Here is a 26,307-nt window from a genome sequence, read left to right on the forward strand (position 1 = left end):
CTTAGATTGGTTTAAGACAAAATTAGGTTTTGGTCGTCGATCATTTTTTGAATAATGTCAACTTCAGCCACTCCACTGGTGCTGTTCCCTCCGTATAACTGTTCCAGTGTTGTGTTTTCTAAAACTATGTGATGCTTAACCGTTGTTCCATCAGGTTTAAGGTCAATCCTGACGTTCGATCCTTCTTGGACCAGATCCATTTGTTGATCTGCCTCAGCAGCCGTCGACACGCCCGCTAGGATGCCACTCAAATCAATAGAGTCAGTGTTAGCACCCGTATCGTAATCACTGATGGTGTCGGTATGAGTGATAAGCCCTAACTCATCAGCACCAAAATAAAACGTGTCAGCCCCAGCCCCTCCAGTTAAAGTGTCACTGCCGTTACCACCATCGATAAAATCATCACCACCTCTACCGTCAAATGTATCGGATTTACTGGTACCCAAAAAGCGGTCGTCTTCGAATGCCGAAGTTGCACTGTCATCAATCGCGGTATCCGTATCGTAGAGCGTTATTTGAAGCTCAGTGCTGAGCCCATCGGCGCTATTGCCATTGAGTTCAGCACTTGGTTCTAAGGTTAAAGTAAATTCCAATGGACTATCACCAGTAATGACTGGATATCCTGTTATAGCCAGATCGGCAACATCAGCTAAGTCCACAACCCAATCGCTCCCACTTGCTTGTCCTTTGGATAACGTGATATCTGATGGCAATCCAATAATGGTCAGCTTTCCCGTCTCGCTATCCGCAGGATTCACTAATGACAGTTCGAGCCCTAACGGTATATTTCCTTCTGCAATCGAGTATATGGCATCATATTCAAGGGTAAGAATTGGCTCGTCTGGCTCCGGCGTTATAGAAAGGTGAACCGTACCTTGTTTGAATGGACCTGCATCATAAACTCGATTGCCAAGCACTGTATTCTGATCCAGAGTATCGGCAGTGATAGTCATATCTATTTCACCAAACGCATTACCTGCAAAAAGTTCAATACTATTAATGGAACTAGCGCTCACAATAATAGTGGCGGTTGCAATATTACCCACTTGAACAAATTTCGCTGTTTTGCCGTCGATCCTGATACTTTCTATACCATCAATAGCATTAGGGTCGTCAGTCCCTTTAACCGTGACGACTATCGTTAGAGACTCATCGCTATTCGTTTCTAAACTGGTAATCTCAACGGGGATCTCAATCACTGCATCCTCATCCCCCGATACCGAATCAGGCAATCCGAAAAACTCAACCTCATCACCAATAGGTCTTACCCCAAGAGTAAAGTTAGATTCAGTTATTCGAGTGTCTCCAGTGGCAAGTTCTTGAGTAATGGCTCTTAACTCAAGTGGAATATCACCACTGAAGTCCAGAGGCGGCAGAATATAGGTGTCATTCAGCGTGGCGACATCCAACTGCCATTCATAGGTAGGTGAACCATTAAACGTCCCGCCATCTGGGCCATTATTAGGTACTAATTGATAACTAGACCCCGACTTAATCACAACGACCGCACCTTCGGGAACCCCTGACAGACTGAGAGACATATTTTCAGAGCCGTCTTTATCGATCAGGTCCGCACTTAGCGTCGCAAGTGAAATGTAGCTATCCTCATCGCCCAAAATATCAGTTGTTACTAGATCTGCAGGGTCAACGATAGGATTAATAGTGACGATTTTGGTGACGGTTTTAATTTGAGTATCTGTCTCAGCAAGACAATCTGTCTTATCGGTAATTGAAACGGTTGCTGTTAACGATAAATCACCACTGAAATTCTCTGGAGGGACGAGTTTTACTTCCGGTAGTTTAGTCACATCAGTTAATGTCCAAGAACCGTCACCATTATCAACCAACCAGCTAGGATCCCCATCTGCAGAGAGCTGAGCACCACCAGAAACTGCGATAGTGAAGGAATTGACCGTTTCCTTTCCGGTTGCAGAGTCACCTTCGCCGATGACGGTTTGTCCTAATTCAATTGAATCACCCAACACTAACGTTAGGTCTAGATCAGTAGTGACGTCTTCATCGATATCGGTAAACGCTGTCGATAAAATGATCTCATCTACCACGGGTTTAATGTCAATGTTAATGGTTTGGGTTGTCGTCAGTGAAGAGCCATCACAGCTTGAAGTTTCCGTCGTTTCTATTGAAAAAGATAAGCAGCCAGCGAAGTCTTCATCTAACCCTGTAATCTGCAAATTACTCAGTCCTGTTTGACTGATCGAATACCCAATGAGTTCGCCATCATTATCGTAAACAGGAATCACGCCATTCCCTTGAAGCTCTACACCGTCCGGTAGAGACGAGGTAGGAACATAAAACGAAATCTCATTGTCTGGATCACTGGCAATATCAGGATCAAGCAACCCTGATAAGTCTAGGACCTCTGTCCCTTCATCGAATTCTATATCATCGCCAGTTTCGATAGGCTCTGGCGGTCCGATCGGATCACAGGGTTGACCTCCACCACTGTGTCCCGTTACTTGAATTTGAAAGACACCATCAATATAACGAGCGTCATCTCCGTCAACGACTCGCGCTTTTACAACAATATCTAAAATAGGCGTGTCTGTTTTACTCTCAATTGAAATGCCATCGAGAATCAATTTACCCAACTCTTGGATCGAGTCACTCGTTAATCCTTGCGCTGATATCAACCAATTACCATCTGGTGTTTGCTGAGGCTCATTGCCTGTGCTAGTCACAAAAAGTTCATAACCAGTGGGAATCTCTAAAATGATATAATCAAGATACTCTGAACCATCTATGTCCTCATCGATAAACTTAACCGCTGAAGAGACATCAACAGGCGAGCCGTCATCGCTAACAAACAAATCAATGGATGTTTCTAAACGAGTATCTATTTCAACTTTAGCAGCGACAGCAATAGTCAGTTCACCAATTATCGTTTTTTCACTCGTATCTCCTAATCCAGACGTATCAGTTACTTCATAACGGATTGGTATGCTAAACGTATCACTGAGATCTTCCTTAGGTACGACGCTAAGACGCCCACTATTTAGCAAGCTATCTAATGTCGGTGTTGTAGCGTCGAGTAGTGTTTCCAAATCCAAACCTGAAGACGGAACGCTGATAACTGTACCATCAAAGTAGAGCGTAAGATCCAAAGGCACTGAATCGATAATATAACCTGTCAAAGTTTCACTTTTATCGTTGTCACCACTAATTCTTGGCTCTAGGTTCAATGATATCTGTGCATCTTCTACACCTGTGGTCACTACAGACAACCCATCGCTCTGGTCAACGACCGGTAACAAATCGATCTGTACTGTATAGTCAAAGGAACCTGAATCGCCGTCTGGCTCTGTCGACACGACCGTTGCATCAAAGGTCATTCGTCCACTGAAATCTTCGAGCGGTTTTATATAAAGAGCAGCAAGTTCACTATTACTGACCTGGTAGATATTACCTGTAATAGGGTCAATTTCTGCAATGGTAAGTGCTACTGGATTACCAGCGCTATCTACCAGAGAAATATCATCCGGTATATTAGTAATCAAAATATTCAGCGTTTCAGACACATCATCATCACTTGTGATGAACTCAAAGTCTAATGGCACGAGGCCATCTTCAAGAAAGCTCCCTATCGATTGAATTGTATTGGTATTGCTATCGAAGTCCCAATTACCATTACCTCCATCTTGTGCGATGGGCGGATCTACAACACCTTTAAGATGAATATTGATAGTCTTTGAATCACTGTAGGCTTCATCATTCACCGGTGCTAAACCGTCGATGGTCGACTCGATTGCTACCGCAGTCACTTGAATCGATAGGGATTCAGTTACCGAGCTGATATCCTGTTTTGGGACTAGTAACGCTTGTGAGTTCAATATCGCCTCAGAGTCCACACGATACGTATTTGCTGAAATTAATTGATAACCACTACCTGTAAATGACCAACCATCTTGAACTACAATGTCATATTTAAGAGTCTCTGAACCGTCAGTGTCCGTTAAATTACCGAAAATGGCTGCTTTTAGGTCTATCGTTTGATCTTCTAGCCCTCTGATATCTTTAACCGTAAGCTCAGGCTGATCTGCATCGGGAGAGACTTTAATCACCACGACATTGGCTATTTCTTCAGTCTTATCGTCAGGGCTCGAAAAACTGTTGCCTTTTTCTGTCGCGATAGCTTTGATATCGAAACTAAACTCACCTGCTAGATCTTTATTTACCGTGATCGTCATCTGGTCCAACTGACTCTGAGTATAGCTTTTACCTTCGACGATCTTACTGCCATCAAGCTTAATCGTTATACCGTTAGGAATATTAGAGATCTGATAGGAGAGTTTTTCTGAGGTATCAGTGTCGGCTAACTGGGCATCAATATTTAGTGGGAATGTTCTGTCGATATCTTCCGTCAAGGCATATTCAAACTGCGAGCTTGCCCAGTCAGGAGCGTCTGCCACTGGCAACACAGAAATATCTAGATTTTCACTATTAACATCTTCGTTCGCCACACCAGTCCTAGTTATCGTTGCCCCAATAACTAAAGCAACGACATTCCCAGTGAGGGTGGTATTCGATTCATTCTGCTTAGGGACATAAGTCAACACACCATCAGGAACAAAATAGTCTCCTGCACCTTTAGAGATCTGTGCATCAGTCAAGGTAACGACACCGCTTCCATCGGGAACTAAAGCCACACTATCAAGATAAAGCGTCCCGCCTTGAAGGTTACTCAACGTTATTGCACTGACATTTTCATTTTGGTCGAAATCACCCACATAGACTTTGATATCTAATGTGGCCGTTTCATCCTCTCGAATCTCAGTGTTGGTAACTCGTATGACTCCTGTTGAGTCATCTAGAATCAATGAAGCGGTACTCGTCACCGTATCGCCATCAAAGTCAGTGACGGTGAATTCGATCTCGTCAACCAACGCTGGGCTTGCATCTACATTTGTATCAGTTGCAATGGTATATCTACCATCAGAATGCAATGTAAGTGTGCCATAACTCGAGTTAGCATTATTTTGGTTAGTAAGCGTAATGACTTCAGGGTCATTCGTTAAGAAATCATATTCTGTTGACTCGTATTTAAACGATGTAATCGTGGCGCCATCTACGCCCATAGCAGATGTACTGAGTAAGTTGCCTGAAAAGGTTTCACCTTCTGTCAATTCTAGAGTTTCACTAGTCACTGAGGGCACATCGTCTGTTACGACTACCGTCAGGTTTGTTACTACCGATATGTCCCCATCAGCATCCGTCGCATAAACAGGGAAATCGATATCCAATGTATTGGTTCCATTACCTAGAGGGTGATCGAGCGGCTTTGTAAGAACAAACTCTGCAGATCCATCAAGGTTCAATCGAATTCGAAAAACCTCTTCACCAGATATCGCCTGACTAGCAATATACCAATCATCAATGTTACTCGCTGTGAGCATGATATTGTCGCCGCCACTGGAATAACCAGCAGCGTTAAAGGTCGATAAGTCGATATCTATTGCCACTATCGCATCGGAACCTCGTACAAATTCAAGCGCATTTGATAGAACAATATCCACTTCAGGAGAATCAGCGAGAAGCGCTTCATCAATCGCAAGGTCATGAGTAACTAAAGAGGGGTCACCACCATCATAGATTTTTACTGTCGATACTGCCGTTGTTTCAGTCCCGTCAACATCTCTTGCCACTACGGGTAAGTTAATAGATAACTCATTTAAACTACCATCATTGCCATGGTCTACCTCTTTAAATACTCGAAACGACAATTGGAAACTCGATGTGAGTCCAGATTCGACCTCGTAATCATTTGGCAAGCCCACTCGAAACACAACTACCCCGTTTTCATCAACACCATCAAACGTTTTGTCACCGTTGTCGCGCCAAACAATGTTTAGCCCATTAGTGGTAATTGGGTTTCCTAACGAATCAACAACCGCATTACCGCTTGTAATACCCAGATCCACTTCGACAATATTGTCTTCCGAGGCGGTAATAAATATTGCGCTGCTATCGCTCGTTGTTATTTCATCAGGCGCTGTGCCTTTTGGTAATTCAGTGACGTCAAGCGCAGTTGTACCTAAAGATGCTTCGCCTGAATCATTAACGGTAACATTCAACGTTAATTTGGTGACATCTTTGTCAGAATCTCTTGCGGTAACAATAAAGGGAAGCTGCATCGGATCAGAGGTATTATCTATTTGCTGTTTTAGCTCGAACGTGTAATCAACCAAACCTCCTGTACTTGTATCCGGTGAAGTAAAGGAAATAATAAAAACCACATTTGAAATATCACCAATGTACCCTGTCAAAATTGAACCTGTGGGGCTTAAGGTGTAAAGCACTTCTTCTCCATTACTATACACTAAGGGCTGTTCGCCAATCTCAAAGTATACTGAGGCATTATTGGAGATGTTTGTATCAAGATCATCAGCACCGAGTGCAACATCAAATTGACCAGCCCCCAACGCAGAATCAGTACTAACGTCGCTTTCTGATACGGAAGCATCACTCTTTGAAGTTAAGACCGGATCCGAACCATCCTCAATTAACAAAGTAAACTCACCAGATTCTAAATCGGTGCCATCTGTGTCTTTCCCTCCTATAAGCAAAGGTAGTTTCAGCAGATCGTTTTTATTCGGATGGTTTAAAGGGCGCTCAAGGATTATCTTCACATTACCCGTTACATACGTAGAGTCACCGGAAGATACTGCGCCTGATAAGGTAATGGTAAAGACTGTTTGACTGCCCGACGTGGCAGTAATGACCGTCGAATCGTTATTTAGGCTATAACTCAGGGCCATTAGATTGGCACCACTGGTCAGGGCAAGGTTATCTAGCAAGTTGATAGTCGAAGCTTCAAAAAACAGACTATTCGGATCTGGATTATCTGATCCTGGAGCAAGTGAGAACTGGGCATTGATGGTCTGGGGACGCAAATCGGCGTCAGCTTCAATAAAAGACGTAGAACCTTCTAACACCTCACCGGCATCACCGTCACGAATAAAGATGGTCGCAGTAGCCTGACCAAAATCATTTTCTTGGTCACTAGCAAAATAATCGAATTGAATTTTAGGATTAGTCGAAGCGTCTTGATTTCGGTTCGAAGCGAAGTTGTAGTGTCCGTTGGCAAACACACTGAGCTGCCCTTCAGATAAAGTTACCACCGTTGGAGTACTGCCGCTGACCGCGTACTCCACATTATCAACGATTATTTTGTTTATGGTTAATGCGCCATCGAGATCGATATCATTATTCAGAACGTTACCTGATCGAACCTCTCCCTCGGTAACAAAAGAGAAATCATTAAACAATACCGGAGCGATATCAACGATGTTTATTGGTAAATGCCCAATAACCACTTCCGTGGTGCCGTCTGCGTCAGTTTGAGTTCCTTGTACTAAAAGAGCCGTTTGAATGGAGTTTAATGGCGCATCTTGATCGATCACTTCTTTAAAAGCGATGTTCACCGAATCACCGGCTAATGTAGCAATAAATACCGTTTCACCGTCACTACGAACGCCAGTTATGACTCGGTTTGTCACCGTTACCGTTATGCTCGAACCATTGGATGTGAGCTGATCAATTAAGTCTTGTTCTTCATAAAATTTAAAGTCTGCATTTTGAATGCGTATATCCGATTCTTTATCTTGGGAACCAAAGATCCCCACTACGGTGTCAGAAAATGCCAGCGATTCTGGTAAAATAATGGTCGGCATGTCGTCGATAGCAGTGTTCCCGACCGCGTTTGAAACTTTTGCGTCTAGTGTCCACTCAACACCCTTATCGAGTAAACCAATGTCTATACCATTGACCATCCAGTTGCCAGAGTTATCGACATTACCCTGAAACTCCAATGTCGTTACGCCATCACTCACAATGACTGTAACAGGTAACCCTTCTTCTACGAGTCCTGTCGTTCCTTGCAGAGTAGTCAGGTTGCCAGCACGAAACGAAAGGATATTGAACCCTTGCAGAGTATCAATATCAATAGTTGGCTTTACGACATCAATCGTAGACGTATCAGCCGCTGACGCTGGGTTTCCGGCTACGTCAACGGTGGAAGCAACCACATTTAGTGGTCCATTATTAAACGAAGATAGATCAACACCAGATACGCTCCAAGCACTATTCGTTACCGTCGCACTTAGATTAAGCGGCGATCCGTTTTGGCCTGTAATAACAATCTCAACGATCTGACCGTCTTCAACATCAGTCACCGTTCCTGAGATGGTTGAGTTAGTTATCTCGTTTTCATTGATGACCTCATCCATGTCATCGATCGATACCGTAATAAAGGCTTGAGTATCTTTAATAATGGTATCGGTGGAGTTTGCAGGATTACCTGCAATATCGATGGTGGAAGCTTCAATGGTCAAGACTCCATCTTCTAGAGTCGTTACATCCAGAGTGTTGACATTCCACACTCCGACTTCATCAACCGTAGATGAACCTGTAATCGAGTTACCTTGTTCATCGGTAATTACCCAATTGATAGGCTGTCCAGATTCAACATTTGCGACGCTACCCAAATAAGCACTTGTACTAACCTCTATGGCATTAAGGTAGTCGTCACCAAAACCATCTGCTTCAACGGTAATGTTCGCCAGTGTATCTTTTATCGTTTCGTCATTAGCAGAAATGCTATTACCAAAGTCGTCAGAAACAGCGGCATTAACACTCAACGGTCCTTCCATTAGTTCTGTTAGAACAACTCCAGTGGCAGAGTATGCATTGTCCTGAGTGATTGCTTGAGCTTCTACAATATTACCTTGTTGATCGGAAATCGTTATCTGAACTATTCGGCCGTCACGAACGTCGGTTGTTGTTCCGACAATTGTGACATTTGGTACCTCGAACTGGTTCTCGTAACCATCCCCACCATCTAAAATATCTACCGTGATTTGAGCTTGCTCTGAGAGGATATCGAGTGCTAGTAACTCTGGTCGAGTTTCTTGAGAGTCAAATATTCCTGGCCTGGTATCAAATCCTGCTTCAGCGATCGTTTCATCCAAAGTTGCTTTTAAGGCAATGACAAACCCTGCACTGTCGCTAGAGCCTGAATTGGTCTCATCAACAGTCCCATTTGCATTTGTAATGTTATTAGATAGGTTATTTATCGTCTGAGATAACACGCGCTCCGTATCAGCAATTTGTGTTTCAGACAATTGAACATCTTCGCCGAGTTCTTGAACTTCTTGCTTTACAAACTGGACCCCTTTTAACAATACTTCGTCATTCGATACGCGTTCCCACGATCCATCGGCAAATACTTTCCACACAACATCGCCTATCTGCATGTAAAGAACTGGTACCATACTCAAACCCCAAACCACACTAACTTATTCATTAAGATTAGTATTTCTTGAGACCGCTGCTTGAAATGTTGCTAAAAATGCATTCAGTTCTCAGTTTTTAAACAGCATTAGTGCTTATTCGTTGCAATATTGACATCAGGATTTGGGTACAAGGTCGCATTTCTTAATCTAAGATCAGAACATTTGCTGTCATTTACTAGGATATGTTTGTGGTCAAATCACCTTTTAACCACATGTTTTAAATGGATAAAAAGGAATTTTCATGGCGAAAATAATATTGTATATGCCAACACCAACAACAGACTTATTGTCATACATAGAATATGGTGATCAGCCCACCGATAGCGGCGGTTTATCTACATTCGCTGGTCACCGAAAAAACCATCAATGGATTGAATACCTGCTAAACACCAAGAATAAAGAAGCGATCCAAATTTGGTATGAACCAAAAACCGTTATAAACGAATTAAAAACCATTTCTAACGATGACCAAATCTATATTAGAGGACACGGCGAACCTGGTAGCGAGTATATAAAAACCTCGAAAGGTGGTAAGGAACTAGGCCACCGATTTGTTGTTGATAGACTTAGAGAAAACGGTTTGCCCAAATCTTTTAGAGGAAAGATAAAGTGCTATAACTGCAATAGTGGCTCGTGGCTCAACGGAAAACGCAGTTTCGCACAAGCACTGGCGGATTACATGTATGGCTGGGGCTATGACAAATGTACTTATTACGGTTATAGAGGAAAACTAGATTCATACTATAAACAGGGTACGCAAGGCATACACAAGTACATTCGCGAAGGAGCATGGGATGTAAATCAGGGTATTTGCAGGGCTAGAGATGGTCGGGTACAGATAAAACCTCAGGCTCTTAACCCAACTCAATGGGAGTCTTTATCGGGTTAACGAATACAAATAAGCGACGCAAAAAAACGTCGCTTTTTACTACATTCGCTTTAATGGTTTTACAACACTATCTAGCCCTTCAATTTTCAGTGCCAAGCACAGCTTAAGTAACTCCCCCAACTCACCATTAGGCCAACCTTTTTTGTCAAACCACAATAAGTACTCTTCAGGTAAATCGATCAATACCCTGCCCGCATACTTACCGAACGGCATTTGAACCCTAGCGAGCTTTACTAAATTTTCTTTATCTAACATTTTATTCTTGGGACTAATCAGGTTCTTTTATGGTGAGTAATCTTAAAGATGTTCAACCAAATAGCAATATAAACAAAGAGGAAGAAGACAATAGTTAAAAACTAAGCAGCGAATCGCAGACCTCAAGGTCAAACACTTCTCTAGGGTTTAAGTTCGGAATTTCTACTCACTCTCATCTTTCGGATAGAACACAGCCAACCAAATTGTCAATGAGGACTCTGAGGTGGACTTCACTCGATGCTTGACGTGTGCTGGTATATCAATGTAACCACCAACACCTAAGGTCACAAAAGTACCGTCATAGTACTCAATAACACCTTCTCCTTTCAAAACAGTCACCCATTCATTTTCGGTTTGATCATACCAATCACCAATTGGTGTAAAGTGGCCATCTGAAACGATACGTTCAATTCTCACTCCCTCAGAAGCAATGATGTCTTCAAATACTTCATTGGTTAAATCTTTTGGAATTTCACCAAAGATATTTCCTCTCTTCAATCCCATTTATCTATTTCACTCTAGTTATGTAACCAACTAAAATACTTACAAAATTTTTGCTTGTAAGTTAAAGCTCTATCGTTAATAAGATACTATAATCTAAACAAATAGAAACATAGAGTTTACGAATCATTTTCCATTTTGGTTTCTGATTTATGTCATTTGAAACAACAACGATAATAGGACATACATGAACTTTGAGTTTGGACTCGTAGGTTTTGCGGCGTTAATTTGCGTAGGCATTCTGTTACATCACCCTTCTCGTACTCTTGGCTTACCTTCTCTTTTGATCTTTATGGCGGTAGGTCTGGTCATAGGTAACGGTGAATTTGGTTTCGTCTATGACAACTTTACACTTACTTCTGCAATCGGGGCGATTGCATTAAATATTATTGTCTTTGTCGGAGGTTTGAGTACTTCGACACAAAGCATCAAAGTTGCTTACAAAGAAGGTGGCGTACTTTCCTCTCTTGGAGTTGTATTTTCCACTGTTGTCTTCGCTGGTATTATCTATGTTCTCTTTGGCCTCCCGCCGGTGCATTGTTTACTATTTGGGGCAATAGTTTCCTCAACAGATGCAGCTGCGGTCTTCTCTATCCTTGAATCCAAGAAACTAAAACTCAAAGAAGACACCGACACTATCTTAGAATTCGAATCAGCAACTAATGACCCTGTCGCTTTGATACTAGTCGTATTGCTGACCAGTCTTGCCCTTACTCCCGATACGGTTCCTTCAGTTACAAGTATCGGAATCGAGTTATTACTGCAGATCTTTGTCGCGCTAGCTATAGCGATTTCTATCGGTAAGTTATGTACTCACCTGTTAAACAGCATCAAACTTGAAGAATATGGGCTAATCCCGGTTTTCATTTTAGCTTCCGCAGTACTAGCAATGTATGGAAGTGATTTGCTCGGTGGCAATATTCTACTCGCATCCTATGTCGTTGGAGTGGTCATTGGCAACGGCGTAAAACGTGGTATGGAAGTCAGTCGCCACTTTTTTAATAGTCTTTCGTGGTTAGCTCAAGCAATACTGTTTGTTGCTTTAGGGTTACAGATCTTCCCTCAAGAACTCTTCAAGGTGTTCTGGCAATCCTTGCTGCCTGCTTTCTTGTTGATTCTTGTAGCAAGACCGATAGCAGTACAGTTATGTTACCTACCTTTCAGAAAAGCCAGTTGGCAAAAGCGTTTGTTCATATCTTCTATCGGATTGAAAGGAGCAACACCTATTGTATTTGCATTAATTCCTGCAGCTGCAGGAGTTGAAAACGCGGTTACTATGGTTCATATGGTGTTCTTTATTGTTGTCATTTCTGTGTTCGTGCAAGGTGGAGCGATTGAAGTATTGGCAAACAAACTCAACCTTAAAGAAGTTAATACACCAGAGGACTAAACACTTATTCAATATACACTCGATTGTTTAAGAGTGAATAAAACAAAAGAGCCAGAGAAACTCTGGCTCTTTTAGTTCACAAAAACCTTATTTAGCGGGTTTATTGTGACAATGCTCAATCGCCGTTTTCATCAACTCTAGTGCAGACTTGTCACATGGTGGCAATACAGCATCGCTACTGCCAATTGGCTCGACTCTTTCGCCCCATTTGATGTAGCTAGCGCCCCACGTCAGACCCGCACCAAATGCGGCTAGCAACAAGTTATCTCCTGGCTTAATTCTTCCTTGCTCCATTGCTTCACAAAGTGCGATTGGCACAGTCGCAGCGGAAGTGTTGCCATATTTTTGAATATTGACGAATGCTTTATCTTGGTCGATTCCAGACAAATCACACAAGGTTTGAATGATACGGATATTAGCCTGATGCGGAATCACAACATCAATATCTTCTTTAGTAAGGTTAGAACGAGTCAAAACGGTATTTGCTGCCGCCCCCATTCCTTTTACCGCTCGTTTGAAGATCTCTTTGCCAATGAAATTGAACTCAAAGTAACCGTTATCTGCTGCGAATCTCTCCATTGAAGTGCCAAATTTTGGCACAGCGAGAATATCGCGACCTTTTGCATCACAACCAATTTGCGCATCTTGAAGACCGACTTTACTTTCAGTACGAGAGAGCACTGCAGCACCTGCCCCGTCACCAAATAGTACGGCGGTATCACGCTCACTCCAGTCAATAAAGAACGAAAGTCGCTCAGCACCAATAACGATGGCGTTACGATAATTGCCTGACTGAATCAGTTTTGTGGCCGTTTCGAGCCCATAAACGAAACCTGTACAAGCCGCATTTAGGTCAAACGCAGCGGCTGCTGGAACACCTAAGTTTTGCTGAACTCGTGATGCTGTATTGGGAATCAAAGAATCTGGAGAACACGTAGCAACGATAATCAAATCAACTTCATCTGCCGTGATTCCAGCACATGCCATTGCATGTTTAGCAGCAACGGTTGCCATTTCAGAGGTGTTCACATGGCTAATGCGACGATTTTCTATACCAGTACGGGTTCTAATCCACTCATCGGATGTTTCCATTACAGTGCTAAGATCGTGGTTAGATAAGATCGCTGGTGGAAGGCACTTACCCCAACCAGTAATTTCGGCGTAAAATGTTGTCATTCTGTACCTATTTTTTTATAGTTTTCGTCAATCGAGATAGACAAATAATATCAATCAGCTCACTGTGATAAGTTTCAATAATAACTTGTCTATCCCGACTCTAAGAGCTTCGAGTATACTCATAATCTAAGGCTCACAGAAGCCTAATTTCATAAATTCAATACACGGTTGGGAGAGACCATGTCGACTATCAATACCCGTTGCCCATCATGCAATGGACTTAATCGTTTACCCGCAGAAAGAATCACCGAGTCACCTAATTGTGGTCGTTGTAAAGCACCGCTTCTTGATGGCCAACCAGTTGAAGGGACGGTAGACAACTTCTCCGCACTTTTGAACAGTAACCAACCTGTTGTTATCGATTTTTGGGCCACGTGGTGCAATCCTTGTGTTGGTTTTGCGCCCGTCTTCCAACAAACCGCCGAAGAACGCAAAGGACAAGTACGATTCGTGAAAATTGATACAGAGCAACAGCAACAACTAGCAGCTCAATTTCAAATCAGAAGTATTCCGACCATTATGGTGTTTAAAAATGGTCAGCGCGTAGACGTAATCAATGGTGCCCTGCCAAAAGGTCAATTCGACCAATGGTTAGAGCAAGCTATTGCAAAATAACCACCATAGAGCGCAGGAGCGCTCTATCTTTCTTCATTCGATTGCATTACTTGTTTACGATATGCACTTGGCGAACTACCCATATGTTTTGTGAACCTATGGGTAAAATTGAACGGATCACGATATCCTAATCGCTCCGCAATCATGGCAATTGACCAATCGTTATTTCTTAGCAAATCACACGCTTTTTCCATACGTAGATTAATGAGTCTTGCTCGTGGTGACACGTTGTAAAGCCGCTTACATATTCGTGCGAGCTGCTCTTCGCTTAAAAATGTTCTATTCGCCATCGTCTTAACAGTCCATGGTAGATGAAGCTGACCTTCAATTTGACTGAACAAAGCTTGTACTCGAACGGTCGAGTCAGTAGGTTGCGACTCAAATCCAGTAATAATACGGCACACTTCCCCTACTAGCAGTTTTCGATAACTTGCTCTGCCACCAATTTCCAAATACAGGAGTGTCATTAAGGCCCAAATCCGTTCACAACCATGAAATGGCAGTACTTTCTGTCCTAAATCAGATAACGCTTGCCAACGTGGTCGGTCTTTAGGTAGAAACCAGATCATGCGCCAATGTTTATATTGAGGGTTGATCTCAAATCGATATGGTGTGTGTGCAGGTAATACGACTATCGAGTACGGCTCGATAGGAGCAACAAAATCCTCCGTCATCAACACGCCACCACCTTCGATTGTAAATAAGACTGTGTGTACATCAATGCCCTTACGCTCCACATGGTAGCCTTCAATCAAGTTTGCCATTCCAGCCATGAAGATATCTTCAGGAATGAACTCGGGGATATCATTAGACGAAAGAAAGCGTTCTTCACATGCCTCCGATAAAAAGACTTCATCTATCCACTCAGACTTGATGTCAAATTCATCAATGACGGATTCGCACAGGTTTTGTCTATTTTTGAACATGGTTTTGATGTCCCAATTTTCTTATATTACCACCGTTTATATGATTCAAATCACACTTTCAGGAGGGCAGCTATGACAACTAAAACCTATCTTAAGTCATCTAACAAGGCTTCTCAAAACCATCTTCTCTCTTCTGTGGTAAAGCTTGGTTTCCCCGTCGCAATTCAAAGTGCACTTGTTGCAATTTTGGCACTGGCGGACGTACTGATGGTTAGTGATTTTGGTAAGGAAGCAACTGCTGCAGTGGGCATTGCCTCTAAATGGCACTTTGTCGCTATTATGATCATGGCCGGAATGGCTTCAGCCAACGGTGTACTCGTTGCTCAGTATTGGGGACGTAACGACAAACGTAGCGCCAAAACTATCACCCAGCTTTCAATGGAGTTCGGTGCAAAGCTGTTAGTACCCGTGACATTAGGTATCACGCTCTTCTCCAGTTTTATTATGATGTTGCAAACCAACGACGCTACCGTTATTGAGCTTGGTGCTACCTATTTATGGTATGCGTTTCCGGTACTTATATTGACTCACGTAGTGATTGTAGCGGAATCAGCAATGCGCTCATCCGGTGACGCTGTCACACCTTTAATTCTCGGGGCTATGACAATCTTTATCAACATTGCCCTCAACTTCTGGTTAATTAAAGGCGGTATGGGTGTCCCTCCAATGGGCGTAGCCGGCGCTGCATTAGCGACAACCATATCAAGATTACTTCAAGTGGTTTTTATCTGGGTATATCTCAACTATCGTAACCATTGGCTTCTTACAGAAGCGAAACTTGAGAATACCGAACGACTCTGGGGTTCTTATAAAAAACTCGCGGTGCCGACCACGCTTAACGCTATTTTATGGGCAATGGGTACACTTATGTACCAAGTGATATTTGGTCATATGGGCACTACCGAGCTCGCTGTTTTCAGCATGATGGGACCATTTGAGTCGCTGTGTTATTCGCTGTTTTTTGGTATTTCGGTAGCCTGCTCTGTGCTACTTGGTCAATCCTTAGGCAGAGACGAATTTGAACAGGCATTCAGTATGTCTAAATTCTTTATTAAAGCGGTATTCTTGTTTGGAATCGTCACAGGAGCAATTCTACTACTTGGTCGTGAAGTCATCCTTGAGTGGCTGAACTTAACCACCGATGAACTTTATCCGCTTGCTGCACCCGCTATGTTTATTCTGTGTTGTGCAATATGGCTACGCATGCTGAACCTTATTATTATCAACGGTATTCTACGAGCCGGAGGAGATAATAAGTTCTGTTTAAGAATGGACTTCATCGCAATGTGGACTGTGGGACTTCCGCTAACCGCAACCGCAGCGTTTGTATTCGGACTTGAATTTCAGGTTGTCTATGCTTGTATGCTTTTTGAAGAAGTAGTTAAGTTTGCTTTGTGTTTCCATCGCTATTTAAAACGTTATTGGATGAATAATTTAACCGTGGTTAATGCATAGTAATCTGCAAAATCAAAAAGGCTTCACTTGTTTAGGTGAAGCCTTTTGCTATATGTTACTAGAGTACGTAAAGTTGTTACTTAATCCGTATTTTCCCCAGCCTGCTGCATCAAATAACTTGTCGTTGGTTCAATAGTATTAATCAGTTTCTCTACTTGGAGTATCGCCTCTATAGACGTGCTGTTTTTGCGGTAACTGATAAATAAAGGACGAGACCAAACCTCAGACCCGTCGACTTGATAGAGCTGTCCAGAGTCTAAGAAAGGCTCAACAAGTGAAGATGGCAAATACGCACAACCACCCTTCTCAAGAATAAAGTCCAACGCAATTCGACCTGTTGAAGTGCGTAGATATGGTGCTGGAATATTTGGGTGTCTGTCCGCATGCTCAAAAGCAAATTGTGTACCCCAATCCACGTATACATATTTATCTTTAAAAGCATCATCAAGCACACGTTGCTCTGTTGAAACCAGTACTAGTGTCAATTCAGCAATCTGATGGCTTTTAAATTCCTCGACTTTAAATGGGTCGAAAGAGAATGCAAGATCTAATGTGCGCTCAAGTAGTTTCCTATTTAGCTGCTCACGACCCAAAGACTCAGCAACAAAGCCATAGCCGGTTAATGAGTCAGTGACGACACTTAAACAGTTTTGCAGATAGGCATCCCAAATGTTAGGTGTACCACCAATCGTCAATTGCAACGCTTTGTTGCTCTCTAGTGATAAGTCAAACGTCGCTTGCTTGAGCGTCGATACCATTACTTCTGCGTACCCTATTAGCCTTTGGCCAGCCGACGTTAGTTGGATGTTGTTTCTGTGTCTTGTAAACAGTCGAGTATCAAAGTATTCCTCTAGTTGTTTAATGCGAGCACTCACAGCGGCCTGAGTTATATAGAGATTTTCTGATGCGCGGCCAAAGTGCTTTTCCTTCGCGACTTCGAGGAAAGTTTGAAATACTTTTACGTCCATAAAAATGACTCTTAAACAGATTCTAAGTAGTTGAGCTAACGAAAAAGTTAGCTCAGTATTCTTACACAGTTATGCTGTATTAAGCATAAAGAAATTTTGTGATTTCGACAAAAACAATTCGTTTCCTTTCTTTCCGTTTTCACACTATTTTCAGCATCGAACCAACACGGGATTCAACGGTTTAGTCGACTTTTCTTTGGATTGTTGCGGAGCCACCTGAATTACCTTGCTTTACTACCTATTTGCTTTGAGGTCTCTATGACTGAAACTCAATTTCGCCACGGCAAGAAACGTTTTTATGATGCAGTAAAGTTTCCACGCGGATTCGCTAAATCGGGAGATTTTACACTTTTGGAAGAGGACATCTTAGTAACTTATGGTGAAACTATGCTTGCGCTTGAGCGCGGTGATATTTCACCAGAGAACGCTGAAGAGAAACACTTCACTAAAGTGATCGTTAACCCGAGTAAGGCGAAATCTAAACTGGAACATACTTGGCTTAAATACGTTCGCTTAGCACGCGGAAGACGAGCGTTCCACACTTTAAATAGTAAATCGAAGTATCACGAAGCTTCGAAAGACTATGATTATGATATGGATAACGATGACGTTCTAGAGCCAGCATAAGTATTGTGATCTTTCCTCCTAAACGCAAAGTAGAGCCAAGTGCTCTACTTTTTTTTGCCCAGAAAAAGCTCGTATATTCTTCCTAACCGAATCACAAAAAACCGCCCGAAGGCGGTTTAATTAGTCAATCAGAAACGCTCTGCTTGGGTCTACATAGACTTTGTCGGCCATCGCTTCACGTCCTAATAACATCATATACGACATATCCTGACGATTACTTAATGTAATTTCAATTGGCCACTCTCTATCCCCCAATCGGAATAGCGTTTGAATCACACAACGTTGCTCTGAGTCACCGTTGGATGATTTGATGCGCCTTGAGTCGTGGATAAGTGACTCACAGTGTACGATTTCTTCCAAATGATAGATATCTGGATGAAGATCGTATTGAACGTACATGCGCCCGTCACGTTTGAAGCGTTCAAGGTTGTCCACATGAAGAGATGAGGTTTTAGCCCCAGTATCAATACGAACTTCGAGATCGAAGATTCCCAACTCAGGAAGACTACACACTTCCAAGTTACCAATTATCATTCTGTCATTATATGTGTTTGGCATAGTGTTACATGCTCGGTTCTACAGGAACAATCGACTCTTGCATGATTTCGATATGTTCAAATACCTCTTCTGCGCTGTCTCCAAAATACGCAATGTGATACATAGCCTCACCTTCCTGTACTAAAGGAATGTTCTGCTTACCAATGATGATACCCGTACGGTTTGATTTTACTTGGCTGATATTATTTCCTAGCGGGCCATTGATATCTGCCAATGTTTCGCCTTTCTCAACCATAGAACCAAGTTGTACGTACTCTTTAACAAATCCACTCGCGTCTGCACGAGTCCAATCACTGCGGTTAGCTATAAACGGTTCAGTTTTCGCTTTAGAAACACGCTTACGAATCATGCCAAGTGCTTTGAGCACTCTCAAAACGCCTTTAACGCCGGTCTGAATCGAAAGTTCGTCAAAACGTAACGCTTCACCAGCTTCATAAAGCAGCACTCGAGCACCATGATTTACAGCAGCTTCACGTAAAGAGCCATCACGGATGTTTGCATTCAACAATACTGGTACTGCAAATGCTTCCGCGAGACGCTTAGTTTCTTCATCTTCAAGGTTGGCACGAATTTGTGGCAAATTAGAACGATGAATCGCGCCTGTGTGTAAATCAATACCATAATCACAATGTGCGACAATGCTTTCTAAGAATGTATGAGCTAGTCGACCAGCAAGAGAACCTTTCTTCGAGCCAGGAAAACAGCGATTGAGGTCTCTGCGATCTGGCATGTAACGGCTTTGGTTTAATACGCCGTAGACATTCACCATAGGTACATAAATTAACGTACCATTCTGGAGTTTTAGGTTCTCTGCGATAAGACGACTGATGATTTCAATACCATTCAACTCGTCACCATGTACCGCTGCACTGACAAACACCACTGGGCCTTCTTTTTTAGAACGAATGACCTGTACTGGTATTGATACTTCTGCATCGGTATACAGCTTAGCTACTGGTATATCTATTTCTTTACGCTCTCCCGGGCGTATTTCTACGCCCGCAATGACAAGCTCTTTTGCCATTTAACCACGTCCTTTTGTTTTGTTGTTGTTAGGCTTGGCATTTTTCTCGATAAACTCGTAAATTAAGCCCGCCACATCTTTACCTGTCGCGTTTTCAATTCCCTCTAGGCCTGGTGATGAGTTAACTTCCATCACTACTGGGCCATTTTTCGATTGCAGAATATCAACACCACACAGGTTCAGTCCCATCGCTTTAGCCGCAGCTACAGCAGTTGCGCGTTCATCTTTAGAAAGCTTAATAAGCTGAGCACTACCACCGCGATGTAGATTTGAACGAAACTCACCTTCTGCCGCTTGACGTTTCATCGCCGCAATCACTTTGCCACCAACGACAAAACAACGAATATCAGCGCCATTAGCTTCTTCAATGAACTCTTGTACCAAGATGTTAGCTTTAAGACCCATGAACGCTTCGATAACACTCTCAGCAGCTTTGTGAGTTTCTGCAAGCACCACACCGATACCTTGAGTACCCTCTAACAGCTTAATGACAAGCGGTGCGCCACCAACATTCTTGATAAGATCTGGAATATCATCTGGCTTACTAGCGAAACCAGTTCTTGGCAGACCGATACCTTTGCGTGATAGCAGTTGCAATGAGCGCAGCTTGTCACGTGAACGGCTGATCGCAACCGACTCGTTTACACAAAATGTACCCATCATTTCAAACTGACGTACTACTGCTGTTCCATAGAACGTAATAGATGACCCAATTCGTGGAATGACTGCATCGTATTGAGGTAACTCCTCACCCATATAACGGACTTTAGAGTTACTACTAGTAATATCCATATAGCAATGCAGGGTATCAATGATATCCACTTGATGTCCCCTCGCTTCCCCTGCTTCTTTTAGGCGGCGAGTTGAGTACAAGTTTTCGTTGCGAGATAGAATCGCAATGCGCATGGCAGTATCCTCTTATAGATGTTTAGTTTTATGAGTGTGAAACCCCGGTATCGGACGACCGGAAAGAGCGTGCACCTTAAGAGTTTAGTCGATAAAAATACAACGATTGTTTTTGACCGTTACGACAATTTATTTTTATCGTTAATTACGCAAATTTTGGGCATAAAAAAACCGGCTTTCGCCGGTTTTTGTTAATAAATTCATTCAGATAAAAGGTATGTAATCAAAGTGTTAGAATGAATATTACTTATTAGCCATTTCTTTCTTAACCATTACTACTGCTGCAACTACGAAAGTAATGATGAGTGCTAACTCCATTGAGTTCCCCTTAGATTAAAAAGTTATTTCATAAATAAAATTAAGTACTGATACCATTTTATCAAAATTACAACAATTTCATACTTTTTATTCACTGCTTAAGGAGATCTAGATCAAAAAAGAGCGCATTATGCGCTCAGTTGTTATTAATGGTAATTAAATGTTAATAAAACATTATTCCGGATACCCTTCTGGGTTTTGCGATTGCCACTTCCAACCGTCAGTTGTCATATCTTGCAATGATCGTGTAGCCACCCAACCTAAATCTTTATTTGCCTTACTTGGGTCTGCCCAGCACTCCGCAATATCACCAGGGCGACGCTCTACAATCTTGTAAGGAACTTGTTTTCCTGAAGCTAACTCAAACGCCTTAACCATATCTAAAACACTCGAACCATTACCCGTCCCAAGGTTATAGACGTGCAAGCCTTTTTGATTATTCAGCGTCTTGAGAGCCGCAATATGGCCATCTGCTAAATCCATAACATGAATGTAGTCACGAACACCGGTACCATCTGGCGTCGGATAGTCATTGCCGAATACCGAAAGAAATTCACGACGTCCAACAGCAACCTGCGAGACGAATGGCATTAAATTGTTAGGGATCCCTTGAGGATCTTCACCCATTTCTCCGGTTGGATGTGACCCTACTGGGTTGAAATAACGTAGCAAAGTTATCGTCCAGTCTGGGTTGGCTTGCTGAAAGTCTGTTAAACATTCTTCGACCATTAACTTACTTCGGCCGTAAGGGTTAGTAGCACTTGTAGGGAAACTCTCTGTAATAGGAACAGAAGCTGGATCACCATAAACCGTTGCAGATGAACTGAACACTAAGTGCTTAACTCCGGCTTCTCTCATCGCGTCTACTAAAACTAACGTTCCGTTAACGTTGTTGTCGTAATACTCAAGTGGCTTTTCAACAGATTCACCAACCGCTTTTAATCCAGCAAAATGAATAACTGAATTGATATTGTGCGCTTTCAGAACTTCCAATAGCGATGATTTATCGCGTACGTCACCTTGGATAAATGCAGGTCGTGTACCAGACACTTTTTCTATTCTGTCTAACACAGCTGCTTTTGCATTGTATAAGTTATCGAAAATGACAGGCGTCATACCTGCATTTATTAACTGTACACAGGTGTGGCTACCTATGTAACCAGCGCCACCAGTAACCAAAACATTCATGTGCCAACTCCATGTCTAATCTACAAAGGATTATATGCAATCAAAACTGAATTACGACTATCAATGGTGAGAATTACTCAATTTTTTCTTTAGTTGATTGATTAATAGGCGATTGCCAACTCTTCAGGGTACCCTCTACTCATCGCGATTTGTTTCGCCCGATCTTCAATAGCGTCAACGTCCTCAAGTATTGAGTCCACGTCATTGCCTGTAGCGGCTGGGATACCAAACCACTTTTCAGCGATCTTCTTACCGGCAAGTAGCGCAGAAGAAGCTTTCACAATTTCTAGTCGAGCGTAACGTTCTCCTTCGAAGCTTACATCTGCAGCTCGAAGGCTTGGGTCGTTGCCCGGAATTTGCTGCGCACCGTACAAAGGTGTTCCAGCTGGCTGAGCTGTCTCAAAGCAAGGAATATATTGACTAAGGTGTTGTATCGCGTTGCAAGCTCGCTGTGTTTGAACTTCCAAAGACCAGCCTTTGTCGACTTTGTTAATTAGGTTTTGCGGTAATTGAGGCTGCGCACTCTCTGAGGTCGACTGAACAAGCCCTTCATTAAATAAAGTGATGTTCTTAGTCATACCGTGAAGCTGAAAGTAACCGCCGGGATAAGGTGTCAACTGAGCCATGCCTTGTGGCGTACCACGCTTGCCATGAAAGATAATTTCTGGCCATTTTTCGTTCTTATGATTTTGCCATTGAGTGACATAGGCGGCTTTAAACTCGACAAGACGTTTTCGTGATAATTTCAGTTGATCATCAATTATACCTGTTCTAAAGCCGCAGGCATTGATGACAAAATCAAAATGAGCTTCATGGCCATTTTCAAATTGTAGTCTATACCCATCACCCAATTGAGAAACACACTGAATGCAGCGACCCGTTTGAATGTCCAGGTTTTCTAGATTATCAGAAGAGAGCTCTACTGACGCCGCCACGCGAAATAGACTTAGGCCGTATTCCTGTACTACGTAAACCGGATACTTAAGCTTGTTCAAATCAGCATGCTTTGCGAAAGGTATTAACCACTCATCGATCGTGGAAGGTTTTGTTGGGGCTTCAAGTGATGCCAAGGCTTTCAATTGTGCGAAGCTAAACTCATGAAAATAGTCTTCGGGACTACCCAAAACTTGGTTAGCTGGATTTGCTTTAACTAATTGCAGATAGCTTTCTCGGAGCAGTTCTAAACGAGGTAACAAGGACTCCGGTGTACCATCATCATTCTTCGGGACGGCTATAACGGTGGGACGCTTATTGACGGTAGCGGGAAAGAACTTCACGAAATCTATCGACTGTACTAGCAAATCGAGACATTGTTGCTGGGAAAGCTCACGATACAGATTGCCGCCAGCATGTAGATGACAGATTGGTGGGCCGCTAACTAGATTGTCGTTTTTTTCAAACAGCGAAACGCTTAGCCCTTGTTTTGCTAAATAAAGTGCCACTGTAGAACCAGCCACACCTCCACCAATGATTGCAACTCTTTTACCGCTGGTTGCCACCGCTAAATCTCTGTTCATCGCTTAGTTATCGGCGTTATAAAGGAGGTCAATTTTAGCCTTTTAATTTATTAAAAAAAATCACTATTTTTGTGATGTTTTTCTTGACAGTAATTCAGTGCATAACTCAAACCAATGTAGATTTTGATTGAAATTCCTTTCCATTACCGATAAATCAATGGTTACAGTTTTATGCCAGTAATTTTACTATCGAGTTATCCAAGACTTTATCCACCGATTTTGTGGATAACTCATCAAAATCGGTGGCTAAGTATTAAGCAAACTGCTTCTGACTTGTAGTAAGCATTTGTCGTATCAATGAAAATAACACCAGTGCTAATGTAACGAATGCGATTACTGGTACCATTACCCACGTGGATAAATGCCAACTCCACGGCAATTCAAAGCCGAATTTCATGATCGAGCCAACTACGACTTCTGCGCCAAGTGTAGCGACAAGGCCAGCTGTTATCGCCATAATCCCGTACTCGGCCCATATCGTCCGAACAATTCGTTTTCGACTGGCGCCAAGTGTACGGTACAGACGAATCTCTGCCTGTCTTTGAGATAAGCTCAAACGGAGTAAAGTAAAGATGAGTAACACTCCAGATAAAACGCCCAATGCAGCTAATACGGTAATTGACCAGACTATTTGGCTAAGTAACCCTTGAATCTTCTCTCCCATCAAACGAATATCCATTAAACTCACCGTTGGGTGATTTCGTGATAATTCTCCAATTAAAGCATTATCTTTGTCTTCGAGTCGAAAGCTCACTAACCACGCGCTTGGGATATCAGCCAGCACATCAGGGGTAAATATGAAGTAGAAGTTTGGTTTCATATCACGCCACTCAACAAAGCGAATGGAGTTGATTTTTGCCGTTACCTTTTGCCCATTGATCGTGAATCCAAGTTCATCCCCAAGTTTGAGATTCAGGTTTTCAGCGACCTCTTTCTCTACTGAAACACCGTTAGTTTCAGTCCATTCTCCCTCAAGTACCTCATTATAAGTCGGAAGAGTTGCAGCATAAGTAAAGTTAAGCTCCCTACTTAGGGCATCTTCTTGTTCTAGCCCTTGCTTTTGTCGAGATTGAGCGTCTTCCCCATTAATCTCAGTTAATCTGCCTCTAGATATAGGAAACGCCTCTGAACGCTGGATATTGTTGCCGTCGAGTGCATCTAGGTATGTTTGCTTCTCATGTTCGCCTATATTAAGCGCAAACGCATTAGGAGCGTCTGCTGGCAGTGTTCGCTGCCAATCACTTAATAAGTCACTTCGGACTAACCAGATTGTCGTCAACAACATTAATGACAGTCCTAACGCACCATATTGAAGTCCAGTATGCCGCTTGCTACGGTTGATGCGACTGACCGCCAGTTTCATAGAGACAGGCAGCGACACTTTTGAAAGAAGTAAGGTGAAAACAACGCTAATCGCCCCTAAAACTAGAAACAGCCCAACGATGCCCGCGAGAACTATCCACACTAAGTTGTTGTCACGATACGCAATAAGCAAAGGAATAAGGGGAACTAGAATCAATAGGTAGATGAATCCGCCACGCTTCTCATCTGCACTTTGTAACACCTCTACAGAAGAGACTGAGATAAGTTTATACAGTGGTATACCCAGAGCTGGTACACCGATACACAAGCTAGAGACGACAGCGATGAATGCTGGCGTCATGCCATAACTCGGAAGTGGATCGGGTAGCAAGTCAGTAAGTGGCAATCGCAGTAATGCTTCAAGAAGCGTACCCAATACCAAACCTGCAAAGATCGCTAACACCACCAGCAGCAAAGTTTGAATACTAAGCCAGCGAACCAACCATGCTTTGCTTGCTCCTAAGCTTTTTAACATAGCGACAGTTTGTCTTCTGCTCTGGACGTAATTTTGACAAGTCAGAACTAACGTTGTTGCCGCCATAATAATGATGATAGCGACCGTAAGAGACAAGTACTGAGTGGTTCGATCGAATATTTCATTAGTACGACTACCCGAGCTTTGATCTCGCCATCGGTCACTTGGTGTTAGCTCTATTTGGTCTTTTAATGTTGCAATCGCGGTATCGTCACCCGTTAAATAAGCCCTGAATTGAACACGACTGCCCAATTGTACCGCCCCCGTGGCATCTACCGAATCTTCGTGAATATATGCAGTAGGCATCTGCTGGAACGGATTAAAGCTTATACCGGGCTCCTCCAAGATGACGCCACTCACGGTTAAATCTGCGTCACCAACAGTGACAACGTCACCCTGACTAACACCAAGTTGCTCAGCGATCCGACTGTCCAGCCATAATTCTCCAGGTTTCACGCGATGCTGAGTACCCGTATCGGTTGCAAGCGTTAACGTTCCTCTCAAAGGAAATCTATCGTCAACTGCCTTAACGGTAATAAGCTGCATGCCATTATCACTAAAAGACATCGTGGCAAAGCGAGTATAAAAAGAAACGTTGAGTCCAGAGGACTTAATATATTGTTGATTGGTGGGCGTTATTGGGTTCGCAGTGATGTACACTGTATCAGCGGTAAGTGCATCCTTGCCCTGCTTGACAATGACTTGCTCCATCCGCTCTGCAAGTGCTGCTAAGCCAAAGATACAGGCAATGATTAGAGTGAGTGAGATAGCAATCGGCCAAAGTTGCCCTTGCTTAATTTCATCAATGCTCCAACTAACTAGCCTTTTGTTAAGTCCTCCTTGTGCCAT

General features: G+C 42.8%; 17 protein-coding genes. 5 read left to right on the forward strand and 12 right to left on the reverse strand.

Translation table 11 applies throughout. The features are described 5' to 3' along the window. Positions 1 to 11: 11 nt before the first annotated feature. Positions 12 to 9,287: an RTX toxin gene (locus MMA19_RS02290; protein WP_240205407.1), complete on the reverse strand. Its 9,276-nt coding sequence runs from the start codon at positions 9,285 to 9,287 to the stop codon at positions 12 to 14. Positions 9,288 to 9,549: 262 nt separating this feature from the next. Between MMA19_RS02290 and MMA19_RS02295 the strand changes: the two genes are divergently transcribed. After that, positions 9,550 to 10,197: a hypothetical protein gene (locus tag MMA19_RS02295; RefSeq protein ID WP_006073580.1), complete on the forward strand. Its 648-nt coding sequence runs from the start codon at positions 9,550 to 9,552 to the stop codon at positions 10,195 to 10,197. 39 nt (positions 10,198 to 10,236) lie between these two features. On the opposite strand, the gene MMA19_RS02300 is transcribed toward MMA19_RS02295, so the two are convergent. Together MMA19_RS02300 and MMA19_RS02305 are read right to left on the reverse strand one after the other, a co-directional pair. Next, complete coding sequence (locus MMA19_RS02300) at positions 10,237 to 10,452, reverse strand: DUF3820 family protein (RefSeq protein WP_063603643.1); 216 nt, start codon at positions 10,450 to 10,452, stop codon at positions 10,237 to 10,239. A gap of 162 nt (positions 10,453 to 10,614) precedes the next feature. Next, positions 10,615 to 10,956 carry a cupin domain-containing protein gene (locus MMA19_RS02305; RefSeq protein WP_240205408.1) on the reverse strand — a complete coding sequence of 114 codons (342 nt, stop codon included), beginning with the start codon at positions 10,954 to 10,956 and terminating at the stop codon, positions 10,615 to 10,617. Positions 10,957 to 11,140: 184 nt separating this feature from the next. Between MMA19_RS02305 and MMA19_RS02310 the strand changes: the two genes are divergently transcribed. Further along, a complete protein-coding gene (locus MMA19_RS02310; protein ID WP_006073575.1) occupies positions 11,141 to 12,343 on the forward strand; it encodes a potassium/proton antiporter in 1,203 nt (400 codons plus the stop codon). Positions 12,344 to 12,430: 87 nt separating this feature from the next. On the opposite strand, the gene MMA19_RS02315 is transcribed toward MMA19_RS02310, so the two are convergent. Then, positions 12,431 to 13,519: a ketoacyl-ACP synthase III gene (locus MMA19_RS02315; protein ID WP_240205409.1), complete on the reverse strand. Its 1,089-nt coding sequence runs from the start codon at positions 13,517 to 13,519 to the stop codon at positions 12,431 to 12,433. 180 nt (positions 13,520 to 13,699) lie between these two features. On the opposite strand from MMA19_RS02315, the gene trxC reads away from it, so the two are divergent. After that, positions 13,700 to 14,134, forward strand: a complete 435-nt coding sequence (gene trxC, locus MMA19_RS02320; protein ID WP_240205410.1) for a thioredoxin TrxC — start codon at positions 13,700 to 13,702, stop codon at positions 14,132 to 14,134. A gap of 23 nt (positions 14,135 to 14,157) precedes the next feature. On the opposite strand, the gene MMA19_RS02325 is transcribed toward trxC, so the two are convergent. Then, a complete protein-coding gene (locus tag MMA19_RS02325; RefSeq protein ID WP_240205411.1) occupies positions 14,158 to 15,060 on the reverse strand; it encodes an AraC family transcriptional regulator in 903 nt (300 codons plus the stop codon). A 72-nt stretch (positions 15,061 to 15,132) separates the two neighbouring features. Between MMA19_RS02325 and MMA19_RS02330 the strand changes: the two genes are divergently transcribed. Next, on the forward strand, positions 15,133 to 16,515 hold the full coding sequence (locus MMA19_RS02330; RefSeq protein WP_198558955.1) for an MATE family efflux transporter: 1,383 nt from the start codon (positions 15,133 to 15,135) through the stop codon (positions 16,513 to 16,515). Between the two features lie 80 nt (positions 16,516 to 16,595). On the opposite strand, the gene MMA19_RS02335 is transcribed toward MMA19_RS02330, so the two are convergent. Further along, a complete protein-coding gene (locus MMA19_RS02335; protein WP_124942137.1) occupies positions 16,596 to 17,483 on the reverse strand; it encodes a LysR family transcriptional regulator in 888 nt (295 codons plus the stop codon). A 258-nt stretch (positions 17,484 to 17,741) separates the two neighbouring features. Between MMA19_RS02335 and MMA19_RS02340 the strand changes: the two genes are divergently transcribed. Further along, on the forward strand, positions 17,742 to 18,110 hold the full coding sequence (locus MMA19_RS02340) for a DUF413 domain-containing protein (protein WP_031495460.1): 369 nt from the start codon (positions 17,742 to 17,744) through the stop codon (positions 18,108 to 18,110). A gap of 120 nt (positions 18,111 to 18,230) precedes the next feature. Here MMA19_RS02340 and MMA19_RS02345 read toward each other — a convergent pair whose 3' ends face one another. The 6 genes from MMA19_RS02345 to MMA19_RS02370 form a co-directional block, all read right to left on the reverse strand. Continuing rightward, a complete protein-coding gene (locus MMA19_RS02345) occupies positions 18,231 to 18,668 on the reverse strand; it encodes a RimK/LysX family protein (RefSeq protein WP_031495458.1) in 438 nt (145 codons plus the stop codon). A gap of 4 nt (positions 18,669 to 18,672) precedes the next feature. Next, positions 18,673 to 19,692, reverse strand: a complete 1,020-nt coding sequence (locus MMA19_RS02350) for a succinylglutamate desuccinylase/aspartoacylase family protein (RefSeq protein ID WP_038226967.1) — start codon at positions 19,690 to 19,692, stop codon at positions 18,673 to 18,675. After that, positions 19,693 to 20,598, reverse strand: coding sequence for a 30S ribosomal protein S6--L-glutamate ligase (gene rimK / locus MMA19_RS02355; RefSeq protein ID WP_240205412.1), 906 nt, complete (start codon positions 20,596 to 20,598; stop codon positions 19,693 to 19,695). A 492-nt stretch (positions 20,599 to 21,090) separates the two neighbouring features. Continuing rightward, positions 21,091 to 22,104, reverse strand: a complete 1,014-nt coding sequence (gene galE, locus MMA19_RS02360; protein WP_240205413.1) for a UDP-glucose 4-epimerase GalE — start codon at positions 22,102 to 22,104, stop codon at positions 21,091 to 21,093. 101 nt (positions 22,105 to 22,205) lie between these two features. Then, positions 22,206 to 23,621 (reverse strand): FAD-dependent oxidoreductase, encoded by a 1,416-nt coding sequence (locus tag MMA19_RS02365; protein WP_240205414.1) that lies wholly within the window; start codon positions 23,619 to 23,621, stop codon positions 22,206 to 22,208. A 253-nt stretch (positions 23,622 to 23,874) separates the two neighbouring features. Further along, complete coding sequence (locus tag MMA19_RS02370; RefSeq protein ID WP_240205415.1) at positions 23,875 to 26,307, reverse strand: FtsX-like permease family protein; 2,433 nt, start codon at positions 26,305 to 26,307, stop codon at positions 23,875 to 23,877.

The sequence above is a fragment of the Vibrio sp. CyArs1 genome (assembly GCF_022432925.1).
GTDB lineage: Bacteria > Pseudomonadota > Gammaproteobacteria > Enterobacterales > Vibrionaceae > Vibrio > Vibrio mediterranei.

What these genes read in the sequence shown, in the direction of transcription:
- MMA19_RS02290 (WP_240205407.1), bottom strand. Translation starts at nt 9,287, where the DNA reads ATGGTACCAGTTCTTTACATGCAGATAGGCGATGTTGTGTGGAAAGTA.
- MMA19_RS02295 (WP_006073580.1), top strand. Translation starts at nt 9,550, where the DNA reads ATGGCGAAAATAATATTGTATATGCCAACACCAACAACAGACTTATTG.
- MMA19_RS02300 (WP_063603643.1), bottom strand. Translation starts at nt 10,452, where the DNA reads ATGTTAGATAAAGAAAATTTAGTAAAGCTCGCTAGGGTTCAAATGCCG.
- MMA19_RS02305 (WP_240205408.1), bottom strand. Translation starts at nt 10,956, where the DNA reads ATGGGATTGAAGAGAGGAAATATCTTTGGTGAAATTCCAAAAGATTTA.
- MMA19_RS02310 (WP_006073575.1), top strand. Translation starts at nt 11,141, where the DNA reads ATGAACTTTGAGTTTGGACTCGTAGGTTTTGCGGCGTTAATTTGCGTA.
- MMA19_RS02315 (WP_240205409.1), bottom strand. Translation starts at nt 13,519, where the DNA reads ATGACAACATTTTACGCCGAAATTACTGGTTGGGGTAAGTGCCTTCCA.
- trxC (WP_240205410.1), top strand. Translation starts at nt 13,700, where the DNA reads ATGTCGACTATCAATACCCGTTGCCCATCATGCAATGGACTTAATCGT.
- MMA19_RS02325 (WP_240205411.1), bottom strand. Translation starts at nt 15,060, where the DNA reads ATGTTCAAAAATAGACAAAACCTGTGCGAATCCGTCATTGATGAATTT.
- MMA19_RS02330 (WP_198558955.1), top strand. Translation starts at nt 15,133, where the DNA reads ATGACAACTAAAACCTATCTTAAGTCATCTAACAAGGCTTCTCAAAAC.
- MMA19_RS02335 (WP_124942137.1), bottom strand. Translation starts at nt 17,483, where the DNA reads ATGGACGTAAAAGTATTTCAAACTTTCCTCGAAGTCGCGAAGGAAAAG.
- MMA19_RS02340 (WP_031495460.1), top strand. Translation starts at nt 17,742, where the DNA reads ATGACTGAAACTCAATTTCGCCACGGCAAGAAACGTTTTTATGATGCA.
- MMA19_RS02345 (WP_031495458.1), bottom strand. Translation starts at nt 18,668, where the DNA reads ATGCCAAACACATATAATGACAGAATGATAATTGGTAACTTGGAAGTG.
- MMA19_RS02350 (WP_038226967.1), bottom strand. Translation starts at nt 19,692, where the DNA reads ATGGCAAAAGAGCTTGTCATTGCGGGCGTAGAAATACGCCCGGGAGAG.
- rimK (WP_240205412.1), bottom strand. Translation starts at nt 20,598, where the DNA reads ATGCGCATTGCGATTCTATCTCGCAACGAAAACTTGTACTCAACTCGC.
- galE (WP_240205413.1), bottom strand. Translation starts at nt 22,104, where the DNA reads ATGAATGTTTTGGTTACTGGTGGCGCTGGTTACATAGGTAGCCACACC.
- MMA19_RS02365 (WP_240205414.1), bottom strand. Translation starts at nt 23,621, where the DNA reads ATGAACAGAGATTTAGCGGTGGCAACCAGCGGTAAAAGAGTTGCAATC.
- MMA19_RS02370 (WP_240205415.1), bottom strand. Translation starts at nt 26,307, where the DNA reads ATGGCACAAGGAGGACTTAACAAAAGGCTAGTTAGTTGGAGCATTGAT.